The following is a 17,164-nucleotide window of genomic DNA, read 5'->3' on the forward strand; positions in this document are numbered from 1 at the left end:
GCCGCCAGGAGAACCAACATGGACTTCATTCTGCTCGACTACACCACGCTGCGCGTGATCTGGTGGCTGCTGCTCGGCGTACTGCTGATCGGTTTCGCCGTGATGGACGGCTTCGACCTCGGCGTCGGCACCCTGCTGCCGTTCGTGGCCAGGAACGACGAGGAACGCCGGCTGGTGGTCAACACCATCGGCCCGGTATGGGAAGGCAACCAGGTGTGGCTGATCCTGGGCGGCGGCGCGATCTTCGCCGCCTGGCCGCCGCTGTACGCGGTGAGCTTCTCCGGGTTCTACCTGGCGATGTTCGTGATCCTGTTCGCGCTGATCCTGCGGCCGGTCGGCTTCAAGTACCGCGGCAAGCTGACCAGCCCGCGCTGGCGCAACAACTGGGACTGGGCGCTGTTCGTCGGCGGCTTCATCCCGGCGCTGATCATGGGCGTGGCGGTGGGCAACGTGGTGCTGGGCGTGCCGTTCCACTTCGACGACAGCATGCGCATCTTCTACACCGGCAACTTCTTCGGGCTGCTGATGCCGTTCGCGCTGCTGGCCGGCCTGCTCAGCGTGGCCATGCTGGTGGCCCACGGCGCGGCGATGCTGGTGATCAAGCTCGACGGCCCGGTGGCCGACCGCGCCGCCCGCTACGGCAGCATCTCGGCGATCGTGGCGGTGGTGCTGTTCGCACTGGGCGGGGTGTGGGTGGCGCTGGGCCTGCCCGGCTACGAGGTCACCTCCATGGCGGCGACCGATGCCGAAACCAACCCGCTGCTGAAGACGGCGCAGATCGGTGCGGCCGGGGGCTGGCTGCACAACTACCAGACCATGCCGCTGACCATCCTGGCACCGGTCGTCGGCGTGCTCGGCCTGCTGCTCAGCGCGGTGCTGCTGGTCAAGCGCCGCGGCGGACTGGCGTTCATCTGCTCGGGCCTGGCCATCGCCGGCATCATCTTCACCGTCGGCTTCGCGATCTTCCCGTTCCTGCTGCCCTCCTCCAGCCAGCCGGGCTCCAGCCTGACCCTGTGGGATGCCTCCAGCAGCCACCTGACGCTGTGGATCATGCTGCTGTGCACGATCGTCTTCCTGCCGATCATCCTGGCCTACACCACGTGGGTGTTCCGCGTGCTCAAGGGCAAGGTCACCGCCGGCGAGATGGGCGAAAACCCCAACGCCTACTGATCGTCATTCTGATCGTCATTCGAATCCCGCGCATGGATGCGCGGGCTCCTGCAGACGGAGCTGCATACAGATCAAAGGAGATTGACCATGTGGTACTTCGCCTGGATTCTGGGTACCGGCCTGGCCTCGCTGGCCGCGATCCTCAACGGCATGTGGTTCGAGGCGCGCGAACAGAACGCCCGCTACCCGGACTGAAATTTTTCTCGTCTGGAACTTGCCGACGCATGATCGACCCCGTATCATGTGCGGCTCCTTCGGGGTGTAGCTCAGTCTGGTAGAGCGCTACGTTCGGGACGTAGAGGTCGCAGGTTCGAATCCTGTCTCCCCGACCAACAGATTCAACGATTTACGAAGAAGCCGGCCTTGCGCCGGCTTTTTCGTTGCCGCACGGCGGCGATCGGATGCACGCCCCTCCTGCCGGCGCGCCGGTGCGTGCCCGCCCGGCCGTCGCCGCTGCCCCGGCCGCGACGCCAGCCCGGGATCGCGGCGATGGCTCCTCCCCTTCGCCAATGTGTCCCCGGTGCATCCCGGCGGACTGGCTCAGCCAGCGGCTGCGGAAACCACGGGGGCAAGGCCGAACACACGGCACAGGAACGCGGCGCCATCGTCCAGCGCCTGCCGGGCGATGGACGACACCGACACCGCCTCGATGAAGCTGTGCGGCGCGCCGCGGTACAGCTTCACATCGACGCTCACGCCGGATGCGAGCAGCTTGCCGGCCATCGCCATGTTCTGCTCGCTCAGCACATCGCACTCGCCGACGCCGATGAAGTACGGGGGCAGCCCTTCCAGTTCCGCAAGCAGGCCGTGGACATAGGGATCGTCGCGATCGGCGGGCCGGGAGAGGTAGTGGTTCCAGAACGCATCGACCTCGCCGGCGGTCAGCATGTCCTGGTCGGTGCCGTAGCGGCGGCGCGAATGCGGCGAGCAGTCGGGCGCGAAGCCGGCGTAGTAGCTCAGGACGGCGCCGACGCGGTGCCCCTCGCCAAGGTCGCGCAGCTTCAGTACGGCGCCCGTGCTCAGGTTGCCGCCGGCCGAGTCGCCGCCGAGCGCCAGCCGGCCCGCGTCGAGCCCGTGCGCCGCACCGTGCCGCTGCAGCCAGCGGACCACGTCGACCACCTGTTCCAGTGCCACCGGGTAGCGCGCCTCGGGCGACAGCGCATAGTCGATGCCGACCACGGCGACACCGGCACGCGCCGCCAGCTCGCGCATCACGCGGTCGTGGGTGTCCAGGCTGAACATCGCCCAGCCCCCGCCATGCAGGTAGCCAAGCGTCGGCTTGGAGGTGCCGGGCGCGGGATCGTGGATGCGCAGGCGAACCGGTCCGTGGCGGGTATCGGCAAGGATTTCCGCGCTGCGCGCGATCGCCGGGCCGCCTTCGCGCCAGGGGCGGCGCACCTGTTCCACGATCTCGCGGCGGGCCGGCCAGTCCAGCGTGCGGCCCGCGGTGATCCGCCGGCCTTCGGCGATCACGCTGTCGATGAAGCCGGCGATTTCCGGATCGATCGGCCTGGCACGCGGCGCGATGGCCGCGATGGCGTCGGCACCGCGGCCTCCGTCGAATCGACGCATCCACGCGGCCAGGCCATGGTGTCCCGTGCTCCAGAGCCCGCGCAGGATGTCGTCGAACACGTCGTCGCGCTCGTCCTGGCCCAGCTTGAAGGTGGCACGGACGCTGCGGACGTGCGCATGGAAACCGACGATGCCCTGGCGCAACGCGAAGTAGCGCTCCCCCATCTCCTCGATCCGCCATGCGCCGGGACGCCCCTGCTCCATGTCGCCGACCAGGCCGCGCAGCAGCCGTTCGGCATCCCCTTGCGAATCGCGCAGTTCGATGTCCACCTCGAACACGGCCGCGGCGTAGTTCCAGGTCGGCGCGCGGCTGCGATCGCCGAACCAGGACGGCGAGACGTAGCCGTGCGGGCCGATCAGCAGCACGCTGGCGCGCGGATGTTCGGCGAACGCCGGCCAGTGCGGGTTGCTGCGGGCGAAGTGCCCGAGCAGGCGCAGCGGGCGCCCATCCGGGTCGCACTCGAGCTGGACCGGCAGCGGCGTGGCCGACAGCGCGCCGGCCGGGCCGGAGACGATCCAGGCGAGCGGCTGTTCCGCGACGAGGTCGGCGACGTCACGCGGGGAAAGCGGCTGGAACGGGGAAGGATGGGACATGATCCGGATGCATTGGGAAGAAGGCGACGAAGCTCGGACGACGGGCGAGGCCACGCCATGGGCTGGCCAGCGCGGTCGATCGGGCATCGCGGCCCCATGCTGTCCACGCCCCAGGCCGGCCGCTTCGCCATCCCGCTCCCCGACTGTGCCGAACGGGCCCGTCCGCCCTGGCCACGCGTCCGTGCGCGGCGCCTGGGCCGCCGCTGCCGCGCCCGGAGCGGGCATGTTTCGGCTAAGCCGGCGTCCCGATCGGCATGTCCATCGCGGCGGCGCGCGGCTAGGCTCGGGGAACTCCCCAGCGACAGGACGGACCTTGGCCACCATCGACTCCGCCGCCTCCCCCAGCGCGCGCGAATGGCTCGCGCGGCTGGTCGCCTTCGACACCACGTCGCGCCATTCCAACCTCGCCCTGGTCGAGGCGGTCGAGGCATGGCTCGATGCGCTGGGCGTGCGCTCGATGCGGGTCGCGGACGCGGCGGGCGGGAAGGCGAACCTGTTGTTCTCCATCGGTCCCGAGGTCGCCGGCGGCGTGGTGCTGTCCGGGCACACCGACGTCGTGCCGGTCGACGGGCAGGCCTGGAGCACCGACCCCTGGACGCTGCACGAGCGCGACGGCCGGCTGCACGGCCGCGGCACGGCGGACATGAAGGGCTTCCTCGCCGCCGGCCTGTCGCGGGTGCCGGCGATGCTCGCCGCCGGGCTCCGACGGCCGGTCCATTTCGCGCTGTCCTACGACGAGGAAGTGGGCCTGCTCGGCGCGCCGTCGCTGATCGAGGCGCTCCTGGCCAAGGTACCGCGGCCGGCCCTGGCGATCGTCGGCGAACCGACCGGCATGCGGATCGTGGACCGCCACAAGGGCATCATGGGCCTGCGCACCACCGTGCTCGGCCACGAGGCGCATTCGAGCCAGACCCATCTCGGGGTCAGCGCGAACATCGTGGCAACGCGGCTGATGGGACGGATCGTCGAGATCGCCGACCGCCTGGCCGCGGCCCCGGCGGCCGCGACCGGCTTCGAGCCGCCGCATGCCACGGTCACGATCGGCCTGGTCCACGGCGGCACCGCGCCGAACATCCTCGCCCGGGAGTGCTCCTTCGTCTGGGACATCCGCTCGGCATCGCCCGGCGAAGCGCGCGCGGTGTACGACGAGGTGGACGCCTACGCCCGGCAACTGCAATCGGCGATCCGCGCGCGCTTCCCGGACTGCGGCATCGCCACCGAGATCCTGTCCGACGTGCCGCCGCTGACCGGGGCCGGCAACGCACCCGCGCTGGAGCTGGTGTCGCGACTGGCCGGCACGACCGAGCGCGAGGTCGCCGCCTATGTCGCCGAGGCGGGGTTGTTCGAACGCGCCGGACTGCCGACCGTGATCTGCGGCCCGGGCCGGATCGCCCAGGCCCACCAGCCGGACGAATACATCGAGACCCGCCAGCTCGAAGCGGCCGAAGCGTTCATGGACCGCCTGGTCGAGGAACTGCGCACGTGAGCGCCGACAGCACCGGCCGCTTCGTCGGCGGCCGCAACTGGACCCTCGGCGTCCTCACCTCGATCTACCTGGTGAACTTCATCGATCGCCAGGTCATGGCGATCCTGCTGCCGCAGGTGAAGGCGGAGTTCGACCTGTCGGACACCTTCCTCGGCCTGCTGGTGGGCCCGACGTTCGCCTTCTTCTACGCGACGATGGGCCTGCCGCTGGCGTTGCTGGCCGACCGGGTCAACCGCCGCCGGCTGATCGCGGCCTCGCTGGCGCTGTTCTCGGCGATGACGATCGCCTGCGGCCTGGTGGCCCAGTTCTGGCAACTGGCGGTGGCCCGCATCCTGACCGGGGTGGGCGAAGCCGGCACCGGTCCGGCCTCGCAGACCATGATCACCGACCTGTATCCACCGCAACGGCGCGGACGGGCACAGGCCATCTACGCCACCGGCGCCAACCTCGGCGTGCTCGTCGCGTTCGCTGCCGGCGGCGCGATCGCCCAGGCCTGGGGCTGGCGCGTGGCCTTCATCGTCGCCGGCCTGCCCGGCCTGGCGCTGACCGTGGTGCTGCTGGCGACGGTGCGCGACCCGCCGCGCGGCGGCAACGATGGCGCCGCGCCGCACTCGGACGCGCCCGCCCTCGCCACGGTGATGCGGCAGCTGTGGCGCAGCCGCGCATTCCGCTACACCGCGCTCGGCGCATGTTCGACCTGCTTCACCGCCTACGCGCTGGGGAGCTTCTTCCCGCTGTTCCTCGCCCGCAGCCATGGCATGTCCACCAGCGGCATCGGCATCGCCATGGCCCTGATCATGGGCGTATGCGGCGGCCTGGCGACCTATGCCGCGGGCCACTTCGCCGACCGCCTCGGGCGCAACGACCAACGCTGGTATTCCTACGTGCCGGCGATCGCGGCCCTGGCGCCGCTGCCGCTGGCGCCGCTGTGCTTCCTCGCGAACGACACCGGCATCGCACTGGCGGCCGCGGTGGTGCCGCTGTCGCTGACCGCCGCTTTCATCGGCCCGACGATCACCATCGTCCAGCGGCTGGTGCCGTTGCGCAGCCGTGCGACCGCGGTCGCGACCCTGATCCTGATCGACAACATCGTCGGCCTCGGCCTGGGCCCGCAATTCGTCGGCATGGCCAGCGACCTGTGGAGGCCGGCGCTGGGCGAGGACTCGCTGCGCTACGCCATGCTCGCGGCGATGGCCGGTTCGGTCGTGTCGGTGTTCGGCTTCGCCATGGCGGCACGGCATCTGCGCGGCGACATCGCCGCGTGCGAGGCCGGTGCGCGGCCGCCGGCATCGAATGGATAAGGACCCACTCCGATCCGCTAAGCAAGCCCGCGCCGGCTGCGTCAAGTTCATCGTCAAGCAGGCAGGCGCGCACTCGCCGTCCGGGATGCCCGGGAACGCGAGGATCACACGGACCCGCCTGCCCGCTCGAACGTGACAGCCGCGGCCTCCCCCGCGCGCCCGGCGTCGTCCGCCGCCATGCGGGGCCGCCAGCGGTGCCGGCCCGGGACAGCACCAGGGACGGAGCCGCGGTGCCGGCCCGCGTCCGCAGCCGGCCTGGTTCCGCCTCGCCCAGCTTCGCCCTTCCTGCAACGCCCGCCAGCCATTCGCCCCAGGAATCCCATGACCACTTCTTGTCAACGCGCAACAGGCTTGCCCTCCCTTTCCCTGCTGACCGCGGGCCTGCTGGCCGCCACGGGCGCGCATGCGCAGAGCACCGGCACGTCCGCCTCCACGCAGGCCACCGACCTGGACAAGGTGCTGGTGGTCGGCCAGCGCGCCAGCCGCGTCAGCAACGGCGCGACCAACCTCGACCTGGACATCAAGGAGACCCCGCAGTCGATCAGCGTGGTGAGCAAGGAGCAGATGGACCAGTTCGGCGCCGACAGCCTCAACGACGCCCTGCGCCTGGCCACCGGCATCCAGGTCGAGCAGGTCTCGACCAACCTCACGCACTTCCTCGCCCGCGGCTTCGAGATCAAGAACACGCAGATCGACGGCGTGGGCCTGCCCAACGGCTGGGGCGTGGTCACCAACGCCATGGACGCCTTCGGCTTCGAGAAGCTGGAAGTGATCCGCGGCGCCAACGGCCTGCTCACCGGCGTCGGCAACGCCTCGGGCACGATCAACTACGTGCGCAAGCGCCCCACCAACCAGGCGCAGGGGCAGGCCGGCATCACCTTCGGCTCGGACAACCGCCGCCGCTTCGAGGCCGACTACTCGACGCCGTTCACCGAGGACGGCACCTGGGCCGGCCGCGTGGTGGCCGCGCGCGAGGACAGCGACTCCTACCTGCGCGGCTTCGAGAGCGACCGCAGCTACTTCTATGGCGTGGTCGACGGCCAGGTCGGCGAGAACGGCACGCTGGCGCTCGGCTATTCCTGGCAGAAGGCCGACACCAGCGGCAACATGTGGGGGGCGCTGACCTTCTCGGCCAGCGACGGCAGCCAGATCGGATGGGACCGCAGCGCCTCGACCACACAGGACTGGACGTACTGGAACTCGACCACCCATGCCGGCTTCGTCGACTACAGCCACCGGCTCGGCGACCGCTGGCAACTGAAGGCGTCCTACAACTACCGCCTCTACGACCACGACTCCCAGCTGTTCATGGCCTACTCCCCCACCGGCCTGGACCCGGCGACCGGCGCGGGCCTCGTCGGCTGGGCCTACAAGAGCCCGTACAGGACGACCGCGCACCTGGGCGACATCACCCTCAATGGCCACTTCGACCTGTTCGGCCGCGAGCACGAGGCGATGCTCGGGGCGAGTACGGCCAGGAGCGAGGGAACGGAATGGTACAACCCGACCGACTTCGGCGGCCCCGCCTTCCGCGCACTGCCCGGCTTCCCTTATGCCGGCGACGCCATCCCCGAGCCGGCGTGGGGCGCACGCACCGTCTACACCACGTTGAACCAGCGGCTGACGCGCGTGTTCGGCGCGGCGCGGCTGTCGCTGAGCGAGCGCTTCAAGGCCATCGTCGGCTTCAACTGGGCCGAGTACCAGCGCGACGGCGTCGACAACACGGACGTGTCCTTCGACCAGACCGAGCGCAACCTCGCCCCCTACGCCGGCCTGACCTTCGACTTCACCGACACCGTGCTCGGCTACGTCAACTACTCGTACATCTTCCAGCCGCAGGAGCAGGTCGGCTACGATCGCGGCTATCTCGATCCGAGCAAGGGCGTGAACTACGAGGCCGGCGTCAAGGCCGAATGGCTGGACCGGCGCCTGCTGACCACGCTGGCCTGGTTCAGTGCCCGGCAGGAGGGGCTGGCCACCTACGGCGGCACCCGGTTCATGGACGGCTACGCCTTCGGCTACTACACCGGCGTCGACATCGAGTCGAAGGGCTTCGAGTTCGAGGCGAGCGGAAAGCTCGGCGAGCATGCCGAGCTCCTGTTCGGCTACACCCAGCTGAAGATGGACGGCGACGACGGCAGCGACACCTACGCCTGGGTGCCGCGCCGCACCGCCAACCTGATGCTCAGTACGCGCGTGCCCGGCTACACGGCGCTGTCGCTCGGCGTCGGCGGCCGCTGGCAGAGCAGGATCTCCAACACCGACAGCTACAGCGGCTACCTGGTGCGCCAGGGCGGCTACGCGGTGCTCAACGCCTTCGCGGCCTGGGACATCACACCCGACCTCACGCTGCGCGCCAACCTCAACAACATCACCGACGAGAAGTACATCGGCAGCCTGTATTCGGTCAGCTACTACGGCGCGCCGCGCGAGTACGCCCTCAACCTGAACTGGCGATTCTGAGTACGCAGCGACGATCTCGAATCGATGCAGGTCCGTTGGCGCAGCAACAGGGGTAACTGTAGGAGCGACTTCAGTCGCGATGGGCCTTACCGGTAGAGCCTCATCGCGACTGAAGTCGCTCCTACGGTCGCTCCTGCGGAAGAAGGAGCGCCCCATCCCGGCTTGCCCATCCCGGCAGTCCTCCGGACCACCGGACGCGACGGCACGGATCCACGGACGTTCGCACCGATCGCGGCAACGCTCCCGCAGCTACCGCGCCGGGTCCGTCTCGCCGGCCCAGCGCCTCATGCGCTGCGGCACGTGGCGCACGAGCGCGGGATGACGCCCGATCGCGCGCTCGATGCCGGCGGCATCGGCGCCGCGCACGTAGGTGTCGAGGAAGGCGAGGACCAGGTCGCCGGTCGCCGACAGCGCCACCTCGCCCTCGATCTCGCCCACCCGTTCCTGCCGCTTGGGACCGTCCAGCAGGGCGACGAGGTCGGTGAATCCCAGGTGGCGGCTGCCCTGCAGGCGCACGCGCACCACCTCGGCGTCCTCGCCCGCGTCCTTCCACAGTTCGTAGGCGAGGTCGTTCGGACTGAAGTCCGCTTCCCGCGGCTGCCCTTCGAGCAGGCCATAGCGCGGCCAGTCGCTGAGCATGAGCAGCAACGGCCGTTCCACCGGGCGGTCGTAGAGCGCCGGGTCGAAGTTCTGCCCATCGAGGTTGACCGCCGCCCGGCAGGCGGCCACCAGGCGGCAGCTGGTGGCCGCGGTGGCGCCGCCGAACGACATGCCGGCGAAGACGAGACGTCCACGGTCCGCGCTCGCCAGCACCTCGCGCAGGGGGCCCGGTTCGCTGCGGTCGAGGATGGCGGCGGCGACGGCCAGGGTGTCGTCGCGCCACTGCGCGAAGGAGCGGCCGATGCGCGTGCCGGGGAACGCCTCCGCATAGACGTCGAGCGCTTCGCGGCGCACGGCCAGGTCGGCGCCTCCGGCCAGGACCTTCCAGGCCTCGGCGAAGCGCGGATCGTCGTCCGTGCCGCCGATGCGGGTCGCCGCCACGCGTCCATCCTGCAGGCGGACGTCCGCCGCATCGCCGGGGTGCGCGATCGACACGACGATGTAGCCATGGCTCGCCAGACGCGCGGCGAGCGCGCTGTTCTGCTCCGGGTACAGGAACAGGCCGTGGCTGTACACCACCACCGGGAACCCCCGCCGGTCCCGCGCCGGCGGCGCGCCCGGGCGCACCGCCGTGCGTGCGGCGGCGACGCCGTGCAGTTCGTCCCCGGCATAGCCGAAGTTGCGGGCGATGGCCGGCAACGTGGTGGCGGCGACGGCGTCCTCCAGGTAGGCGGCGCCCTCGCCCGCGGCCGGCGCATCCGCGGGATACCACACGGTCGCCGGCAGCCGCCGCGGTCCGCTGGCCGGGTCACTGGCATCGAGTGTGCGCGACGGGTCTACGAATTCCGCCCTGGCCATGCCCACGGCATGTTCGCCATCGGGTACCGGCAAGGCAGACGCGGACGCGTCCACCGTGACGGCCCAGGCGGCAAGGGCGATGGCGATGATCGAATGCCTCGGGGTCATGCGGCTTCTCGAAGATGATGGATGGAAGATCGATGCATCGATCATGGCGCAGGGACGATGCCGGCCGCAGGCCCGCCCCTCCCCGGCAAGGCAGCGGGCGGCCCTGCGCGGCTAGTTCACCAGCGCCTCGTCGGCGGATGCCGGTGCATGCGCGGCCCGGCCATGCGGCCGTTCCGCCACCGGCACGCCGCGCGTCGCCGTGGCCCGGACCAGCGTCGGGCACGAGCCAAACGCCAGCTTGAACGCCCGGGTGAAACTGCCGGGACATTCGTAGCCGCATTCGATCGCGATGTCGATCATCGGCTTGTCGCTCTTCCTCACCAGCACCATCGCCCGCGACAGCCTGACCTGCTTGTAGACCTGCCCCACGCTGCCGCGGTACAGCAGCTGGAACCCGTGCTGCAGCTTCTTGACCGTCATGCCCACCACGGCCGCGAGTTCGGACACGCTCAGCGGATCGTCGAGGTTCTGCTCGATGACCTGCCTGGCCAAGCCGATCTTCTCGACATCGGCGCGCCGCAGCGCCGGGCCGTCGGCATCGTCGTCTTCCACGTGCGACTGGATCACCGCGCATACGATCTCGATCGCCTTGGCGATCAGGTAAAGCCGCCGCAGTTCGCCCTGGTAGGTGCACTCGAAGGCCTGGGTGGCCGCGATGCTGGCGACGTTGCCCAGCGGCACGTGGCGCAGGCCGGTGGGCGTACGCTGGAGGATGTAGTCGCGGAAGATCGCCGGCAACGCGGCCGCGTCCAGGCCGAGCACCTCCTTGACGCGGTCGCGCCGCAGGAAGATCGAGACCCAGCGCAAGGGCCGGTTCGGTTCGTACACGGTGCGCACGGCCTCGCCGCTGGGCAGGCCATAGAACGTGCAGAACCCGTGCGCGAGCTCCTCGTCGGCCAGGCCGCCGCCGGCGGAAATCGTGCTTCGCCCCTCGATCCAGGCGCAGAACACCAGGTGGTCGTCGTGGCGGTGCAGCCGCGACAGCGGCCGCGCGGCACGGAAATCGACGAGCGCCATCGACAAGGCGTCGTTGAGCTGGTGGAACACCCAGCCGCCGTCGCCCATCGCTTCGTCGTAGCGATGCCGGAATCCCTGCCCGGAAACCAGCGGTTCGCGCCAGCCCTCATGTACCGCCGTACTGCGCCAGCGGGTCACTTCCGCCGGCCGCCCGGCACAGCCAAGCATTTCTTCGATGGTGCGATCGTCGAGGATCACGAAGGCTTCTCTCCTCTATGCCTGCCCGGCGCATGGTCGTCCTGCCTGTGCCGGGCGCCACCAGGCTGCCTGCTTCCTGCGGCAGCGATGTCCGCGGCCGCTACCGCCCGCGCGTTCCACACCATTCCGGTCGAGGACCACCAACAGCACCCGCCATTCCAGCGCATGCCGCAACGACGGCCAAGGTTCTGTCGCTACCGGCGAGCCATCGCCATGCAACCCCGTCGCGCGGCGCCGCCCGCTGCCCTCGGGCGGCGTTCCGCCGGCACGCCAGGCGTCTGCGGCCGCCCCGCCGCTCCGTCCGGCTCCGTCCCTTTCATGAAAAGCCGACACGCGTGCGCTGTCCAGTGGCGCCGCGGTCGCCGCGAGTTCTCCTATCCGCATGTTTTTGAAAGGAAATCCCGACCGATGGCGCAACAATCGGGCGTCGCGACGCATGCAAACGCGCCGGCAGGACGTTTCCACGCGTGAATACGCCACGCGCGTTTCCGCCGCGCCGCCGGTCCTCGCTGCGCACAGGCTGTTGTCGCATGCACACGCGCGGGCGACACTTCCGGGAACGCGCTGCGCCCGAGTTCACGACATGGCCCACAAGGATTCGCTCGATCGGATCGACCTGAAGATCCTGCAGGCCCTGCAGGAGGACGCCCAGATCAAGAACCGGCTGCTGGCCGAGCGGGTGGCGCTGTCGCCCAGCGCCTGCCTGCGCCGGATCCGCGACCTGGAGGCAAGGGGCCTGATCACCGGGTACCGCGCCCATGTCGCGATCGACCGGATCCGCGCCGCCACCATCGTGATCGCGCAGCTGTCCTTCGAGCGGCATTCGGTGGGCCGCTTCGTGGATTTCGACACGTGGGCCAGGAACACGCCGGAGATCGTGGAATCGCTGCGCATCAGCGGGCATTACGACTACATGCTGCGGGTCGTGGTCAGCGACATCCACGACTGGAAACGCATCCTGCGGGAGATGACGGAACACGATTTCGGCGTGGAGAAGGTGGTCTCCAGCTTCCTGATGGAAGACGTGAAACCCTTTGCCGGCTACCCGCTGACGCAGAACGGCCCTGCGCGCCGAACCCCTCCACCGCCGGCAGGAACCCGCAGGCGGCGCGCGTGAAGCACGCCGGGACGCAGGCGGCAGCGGCATGATCCCTGGCCAAAGCCGGCGGCCGCCGTTGCTGCAGGCCTCATCGGCGATCGCGACCGGGTGCTTTGCGCCGCGCCGCGCCGCGTAGGCTGCTGCCGCAACGCTCGGCCAACGCGCATACGGCGCGATAATGGTGCGATCGCCGCGCCCCCGCGCGCCGGCCACTCATCCGCTGAAACCGAACATCCATCCATCGAAGACGACCATGAACGAACAACCCGCACCGTACGGCAACGGCCCCGCCGCCATCGCTCCCGGAGCCAAGGTGCGCATCCCGCACCTGCGGCAGATGAAGGAGCGTGGGCAGAAGTGGGCCATGCTCACCACCTACGACATGTACACCGCCGCGATCTTCGAGGAGGCGGGGATCCCCGTGCTGCTGGTCGGCGATTCGGCGTCCAACAACGTCTACGGCTACGAGACCTCGATTCCGGTAACCGTTGACGAGCTGATCCCGCTGGTGCGCGCGGTGTCGCGTTCGACCCGCCGCTCGCTGGTGATCGCCGACCTTCCGTTCGGCTCCTACCAGGCCTCCCCGGAACAGTGCTTCCACACGGCGGTCCGCTTCATGAAGGAAGGCGGCGCGCATGCGGTGAAGCTGGAGGGCGGCGCCGAGATGCTTGCGCAGGTCGAGAAGCTGGCGAGCAACGGCATCCCGGTGATGGCGCACATCGGCTTCACGCCGCAGTCCGAGCATCAGCTCGGCGGCTACCGGGTGCAGGGCAAGGGAGACAACGCCAAGCGCCTGGTCGACGACTCCCTCGCGCTCGAGGCCGCCGGCGCATTCGGCCTGGTGATGGAAATGGTCCCCGGCGACGTGGCGGCGCAGATCACCGCAGCGCTGTCCATTCCCACCGTCGGCATCGGCGCAGGCAACGGCTGCGATGCGCAGGTGCTGGTCTGGCAGGACATGGCCGGCCTGCGCAGCGGCCGCCTGCCCCGCTTCGTCAAGCAGTATGCCGACATGCATGGCCTGCTCCAGCAGGCGGCGCGTGCCTACGCGGCCGATGTCGAGGCCGGCACCTTCCCCGGGCCGGAGCATACGTTCTAGGACACCTGGGCCACATCGCTGCGCTGTCGCCGTTCCCGCTCAGGCGCGAGCGGCGATTGCACGAGAGGCGTGGTCCGGTGCATCCGAGTGCGGGAAGCGCCGCTGCTTGCTCGACCGCAACGCTGCCCGACATGCCAACCATGAGCCGCGACGGGACGCGGCCGGCTCCGCTTCGCGGGGGCACCGCAAGCGGCGCTCCCATCGTCCGCCGTCGCCGCGCCGGCACGTGCCGCGCGACCTACCTCGAACCGCTGTGCGGCGATTGCGCCCGCCGGCCGGCACGTCCCTGTGCGAGCCGGCCGAGCGCATCGAGCAGCCAGCTGAAATCGAAGACCCACGGCACCAGCCTGCCGAAGGCCACCGCGACCAGGCTGACCGCCGTGGCCAGGGCCACCACGGCCAGGGCCGCCGGCAGGTCCGCCAGCTGCTGCAGCCGATCCAGCCAGCCGCCGGCCTGCATCAGCATCAACAGGTAGATGTGGATGATGAAGATCGCCATGGTGTGCCGGCCCAGCTTCACCAGCGGGGCGGCGGCCGGCACCAGCGCGAACAGCGAGAACGCGCCGATCACGCCGGCGATCAGCTGCAGCGCCCGCAGCAGCATCCCGGCCGGTGCCGACGCCGCGAACGTCGCGTACGGCTCGGCGCCATACAGCCAGGCCAGCGGCACATCCCGGCAAAGGAGGGCGATCACCGCGACTCCGGCCAATCCGGCGCCACCGAGCAGCAGCGACTGCCCCGGCAGCCGCACCCCGCCCTGCCGGGCGTACAGGTGGCCGAGGACGAAGAAGGGGAAGAACACCAGCGTCCGCGACGACGACCAGGCGTAGCCGAAATCGGCCACGAAACCGGCGCCCAGGCCGGCAACGCAGGCGAGCAGCAGCGGCGCGCCGGTGCCCATCGCCACCGGCAGTGCGAGGCGCCATAAGCACAGGCTCATCAGGTACCACAGCGCCCAGTAGGGCGTGCCCGGCGCATACCCGAACGCGCGGCCGGACAGCCACGCATCCAGGCCCTGGGCCATGCCCTGGTGGAACAGGTAAGGCAACACCACCAAGGCCGCCAGCCGCCCGCCGCGACGGCCATCGACCAGCTCGGAACTGACCAGGCCCGAGAGGAAGATGAAGGCCGGCATGTGGAACAGGTAGATCCATCGATACACCAGCTGCCCAGGATCCACCTGGCCACGCTCGACGACGTGACCGATCACCACCATCACGACCAGCACGAACTTGGCCGCGTCTATCCTGCCGTCTCTCACGCCCATCGTTTTCACCTTAGGGCGCTCGCCGGCGAGGTCAAGGCCCGGCGGCGGGACGCACGGACTGCCGCGAGGCGGGCGACGGCGTCGGGCCGCGGCCAGGGCCGCGCACCGGGAATCGCCGATGTCAGGCGGCAGACCGCGTGTCGGTGGGCGTTGGCAGGCCTGCACGGGGCGGCCGGCAAGCCGCATCGACCCGCCGAATCCCCCGTCCAAACCAGGCATGAACGACCCGGCGACCGGCGCCGCGCCGATGCCGCCTTTCATGGCGGCACGGGTCGCGGGCCGGCGGCATCACATCACCGGCAGCTCGATGTAGCTGGCCGCCTGCGGCGCATGCCAGATCCGCTGCGTCGCCTTGCGGTAGTCCTCCGGCCTGGCGAAGAAGATGTTGGGCACGAAGGTCTGCGGGTTGCGGTCGTACAGCGGGAACAGCGTGGACTGCACCTGCACCATGATCCGGTGCCCGGGCAGGAACACGTGGTTCACCGCCGGCATGCCGAAGCGGTACGGCAGCGGCTTGTCCGCCGCGATCGCCTTGGGATGCTCGAAGCTCTCGCGGTAGCGGCCGCGGAACATCGTCAGCGACAGCGGCAGCTGGTAGCCGCCCATCTCCGGCCGCGCCGGGTACTCGTCCGGGTAGACGTCGATCAGCTTGACCACCCAGTCGCTGTCGCTGCCGCTGGTGGAGGCGAACAGGTTGGCCTGGGGAATCCCGGCCACGCGCAGCGGTTCGGTCAGCGGCTCGCTGACGAAGGTGAGCACGTCGGGGCGGCCATCGACGAAGCGCTGGTCCCCGACCAGCCAGGCCTGCCAGCCGGCGCGGTCGGCCGGGTCGATCGGCCGCGGCCGGTACGGCACCGGCTTGGCCGGATCGGAGACGTATTCCTCGTACGGGCTGCTGCCCTGCCCGCCCGGCGCGGCGAACGACAGTCCCGAGCCCGGGGCCAGGTACAGCGGCCTGGCCTTCGCGCTGCAGCCCTTCTCGCAGCTCTGCGGCCAGGCCTGGTAGCGGTCCCAGCGATCCAGCGCGGTATTGTAGATCAGCACCGGCGGGGTGTCGGCCCTGGGCGCTCCGTCCTTGAGGTACTGGTCGAAGAACGGCTTGAGCACGTCGCGGCGGAACTTGTAGGCGGTGTCGCCGTCCCACGCCAGTGCGCCGAGGCGGCTGCCGTCGTAGTTGACCTGGCTGTGGCGCCACGGGCCCATGACCAGGAAGTTGCGGTCGTTGCCGCGGTCCTTGGGCTCCATCGCCGCGTAGGTGTGGATGGCGCCCCACATGTCCTCCTGGTCCCACAGGCCCTGGATCCACATCGTCGGCACCTTGAGCGGCTGCGCGGCCATGATCCGGTCCAGCGCCTGGCCCTGCCAGAACGCGTCGTAGGCCGGGTGCTCGGAGACCTTGTGCCAGAACGGCAGCTGCTCCAGGCCGGCCTGGCGCGCGAAGCCGCCGGCCGAGCCGGCGCGCAGGAAGTTGGCGTAGTCGTCCAGCCCGCCGTGCGCGACCTTGCCGCCGCGCCCGCGCTTGGAGGTCTGGCCGACGAAGTAGTCGAGCATGGTCTGGCGGAAGGCGCCGTAGCTGAACCAGTCGTCGCCCATCCAGCCGTCGATCATCGGGCTCTGCGGCGCGGCGGCCTTGAGCGCCGGATGCGGGTTCACCAGCGCCATCACCACGGTGAAGCCGGGATAGGACGAGCCGATCATGCCGACCTTGCCGTTGCTCTCGGGCACGTGCTTGACCAGCCAGTCGATGGTGTCCCAGGCATCGGTGGAATGGTCCACCTCGGTGTCGTTGAGCGGGCCGCGCAGCGGCCGGTTCATCACGTACTCGCCTTCCGAGCCGTGCTTGCCGCGCACGTCCTGGTAGACGCGGATGTAGCCGTCCTCGACGAACACCTCGTCGCCCACCGGCAGGATCGCGCTGCGCTTGCCCGAGTAGTTGCGCGAGGCGTTGCCGGCCGCATCGTAGGGCGTGCGGGTGAGCAGGATCGGCGCGCGGCGCGCGCCCTTGGGCACGACGACGACGGTGTAGAGCTTGACCCCGTCGCGCATCGGAATCATCACCTCGCGCTTGTCGTAGTCGAAGTCCTGCTCCGGCGCGACGAACGGCTTGCCGGAGATGTCCGGCGTCGTCGGCGCGGTCTGTGCGCCCGCATCGGCGAACGCAAGCGACAGCAAAAGGGCGAGACAGAGGCAAGGAAGGCGCATCGACGGGCTCCAGGAAACAGACGTCAGACTTTACAGCGCCGCTGCCTGTGTAGGTGGGGTGTCGGCGCGACTTCCGTGGGGAGGGGCCTTCCCGGTAAGCCCCTGCGCGACTGAAGTCGCTCCTACACCG

General features: G+C 70.0%; 12 protein-coding genes and 1 tRNA gene. 8 read left to right on the forward strand and 5 right to left on the reverse strand.

Going from position 1 to position 17,164, the window contains the following annotated elements:
- The first annotated feature begins 18 nt into the window (after positions 1 to 18).
- The 3 genes from cydB (at position 19) to LRX76_RS02530 (ending at position 1,502) form a co-directional block, all read left to right on the forward strand.
- The gene (gene cydB, locus LRX76_RS02520; protein WP_231801549.1) at positions 19 to 1,170 is read left to right on the forward strand and encodes a cytochrome d ubiquinol oxidase subunit II; all 1,152 of its coding nucleotides are present in this window, start codon (positions 19 to 21) and stop codon (positions 1,168 to 1,170) included.
- Positions 1,171 to 1,257: 87 nt separating this feature from the next.
- Entirely contained in the window at positions 1,258 to 1,365 is a 108-nt protein-coding gene (gene cydX, locus LRX76_RS02525; protein WP_231801551.1) for a cytochrome bd-I oxidase subunit CydX, read from the forward strand.
- 60 nt (positions 1,366 to 1,425) lie between these two features.
- A tRNA-Pro gene (locus LRX76_RS02530) sits at positions 1,426 to 1,502 on the forward strand.
- A 208-nt stretch (positions 1,503 to 1,710) separates the two neighbouring features.
- Here the strand turns inward: LRX76_RS02530 and LRX76_RS02535 are convergent.
- Positions 1,711 to 3,336 carry an alpha/beta hydrolase fold domain-containing protein gene (locus LRX76_RS02535; protein WP_231801553.1) on the reverse strand — a complete coding sequence of 542 codons (1,626 nt, stop codon included), beginning with the start codon at positions 3,334 to 3,336 and terminating at the stop codon, positions 1,711 to 1,713.
- 313 nt (positions 3,337 to 3,649) lie between these two features.
- On the opposite strand from LRX76_RS02535, the gene argE reads away from it, so the two are divergent.
- From argE to LRX76_RS02550, 3 genes are all read left to right on the forward strand, one after another.
- A complete protein-coding gene (gene argE / locus LRX76_RS02540) occupies positions 3,650 to 4,822 on the forward strand; it encodes an acetylornithine deacetylase (RefSeq protein ID WP_231801555.1) in 1,173 nt (390 codons plus the stop codon).
- The gene (locus tag LRX76_RS02545; RefSeq protein WP_231801557.1) at positions 4,819 to 6,123 is read left to right on the forward strand and encodes an MFS transporter; all 1,305 of its coding nucleotides are present in this window, start codon (positions 4,819 to 4,821) and stop codon (positions 6,121 to 6,123) included. Before argE ends, LRX76_RS02545 begins: the two co-directional genes overlap by 4 nt.
- Before the next feature lie 351 nt (positions 6,124 to 6,474).
- Positions 6,475 to 8,586: a TonB-dependent siderophore receptor gene (locus LRX76_RS02550; protein ID WP_231801559.1), complete on the forward strand. Its 2,112-nt coding sequence runs from the start codon at positions 6,475 to 6,477 to the stop codon at positions 8,584 to 8,586.
- A 249-nt stretch (positions 8,587 to 8,835) separates the two neighbouring features.
- Here LRX76_RS02550 and LRX76_RS02555 read toward each other — a convergent pair whose 3' ends face one another.
- Positions 8,836 to 10,152: a hypothetical protein gene (locus LRX76_RS02555; RefSeq protein ID WP_231801561.1), complete on the reverse strand. Its 1,317-nt coding sequence runs from the start codon at positions 10,150 to 10,152 to the stop codon at positions 8,836 to 8,838.
- A 111-nt stretch (positions 10,153 to 10,263) separates the two neighbouring features.
- Positions 10,264 to 11,367 (reverse strand): AraC family transcriptional regulator, encoded by a 1,104-nt coding sequence (locus LRX76_RS02560; RefSeq protein WP_231801563.1) that lies wholly within the window; start codon positions 11,365 to 11,367, stop codon positions 10,264 to 10,266.
- 436 nt (positions 11,368 to 11,803) lie between these two features.
- Between LRX76_RS02560 and LRX76_RS02565 the strand changes: the two genes are divergently transcribed.
- Positions 11,804 to 12,484 carry an Lrp/AsnC family transcriptional regulator gene (locus LRX76_RS02565; RefSeq protein WP_231801565.1) on the forward strand — a complete coding sequence of 227 codons (681 nt, stop codon included), beginning with the start codon at positions 11,804 to 11,806 and terminating at the stop codon, positions 12,482 to 12,484.
- A 235-nt stretch (positions 12,485 to 12,719) separates the two neighbouring features.
- On the forward strand, positions 12,720 to 13,565 hold the full coding sequence (gene panB, locus LRX76_RS02570) for a 3-methyl-2-oxobutanoate hydroxymethyltransferase (protein ID WP_231801567.1): 846 nt from the start codon (positions 12,720 to 12,722) through the stop codon (positions 13,563 to 13,565).
- Positions 13,566 to 13,803: 238 nt separating this feature from the next.
- Here panB and LRX76_RS02575 read toward each other — a convergent pair whose 3' ends face one another.
- Entirely contained in the window at positions 13,804 to 14,832 is a 1,029-nt protein-coding gene (locus tag LRX76_RS02575) for an acyltransferase family protein (protein ID WP_231801569.1), read from the reverse strand.
- Positions 14,833 to 15,120: 288 nt separating this feature from the next.
- On the reverse strand, positions 15,121 to 17,034 hold the full coding sequence (locus tag LRX76_RS02580) for a CocE/NonD family hydrolase (RefSeq protein ID WP_231801579.1): 1,914 nt from the start codon (positions 17,032 to 17,034) through the stop codon (positions 15,121 to 15,123).
- Positions 17,035 to 17,164 lie beyond the last annotated feature (130 nt).

The organism is Stenotrophomonas sp. MMGLT7, from assembly GCF_021168555.1.
Taxonomy (GTDB): Bacteria; Pseudomonadota; Gammaproteobacteria; order Xanthomonadales; family Xanthomonadaceae; genus MMGLT7.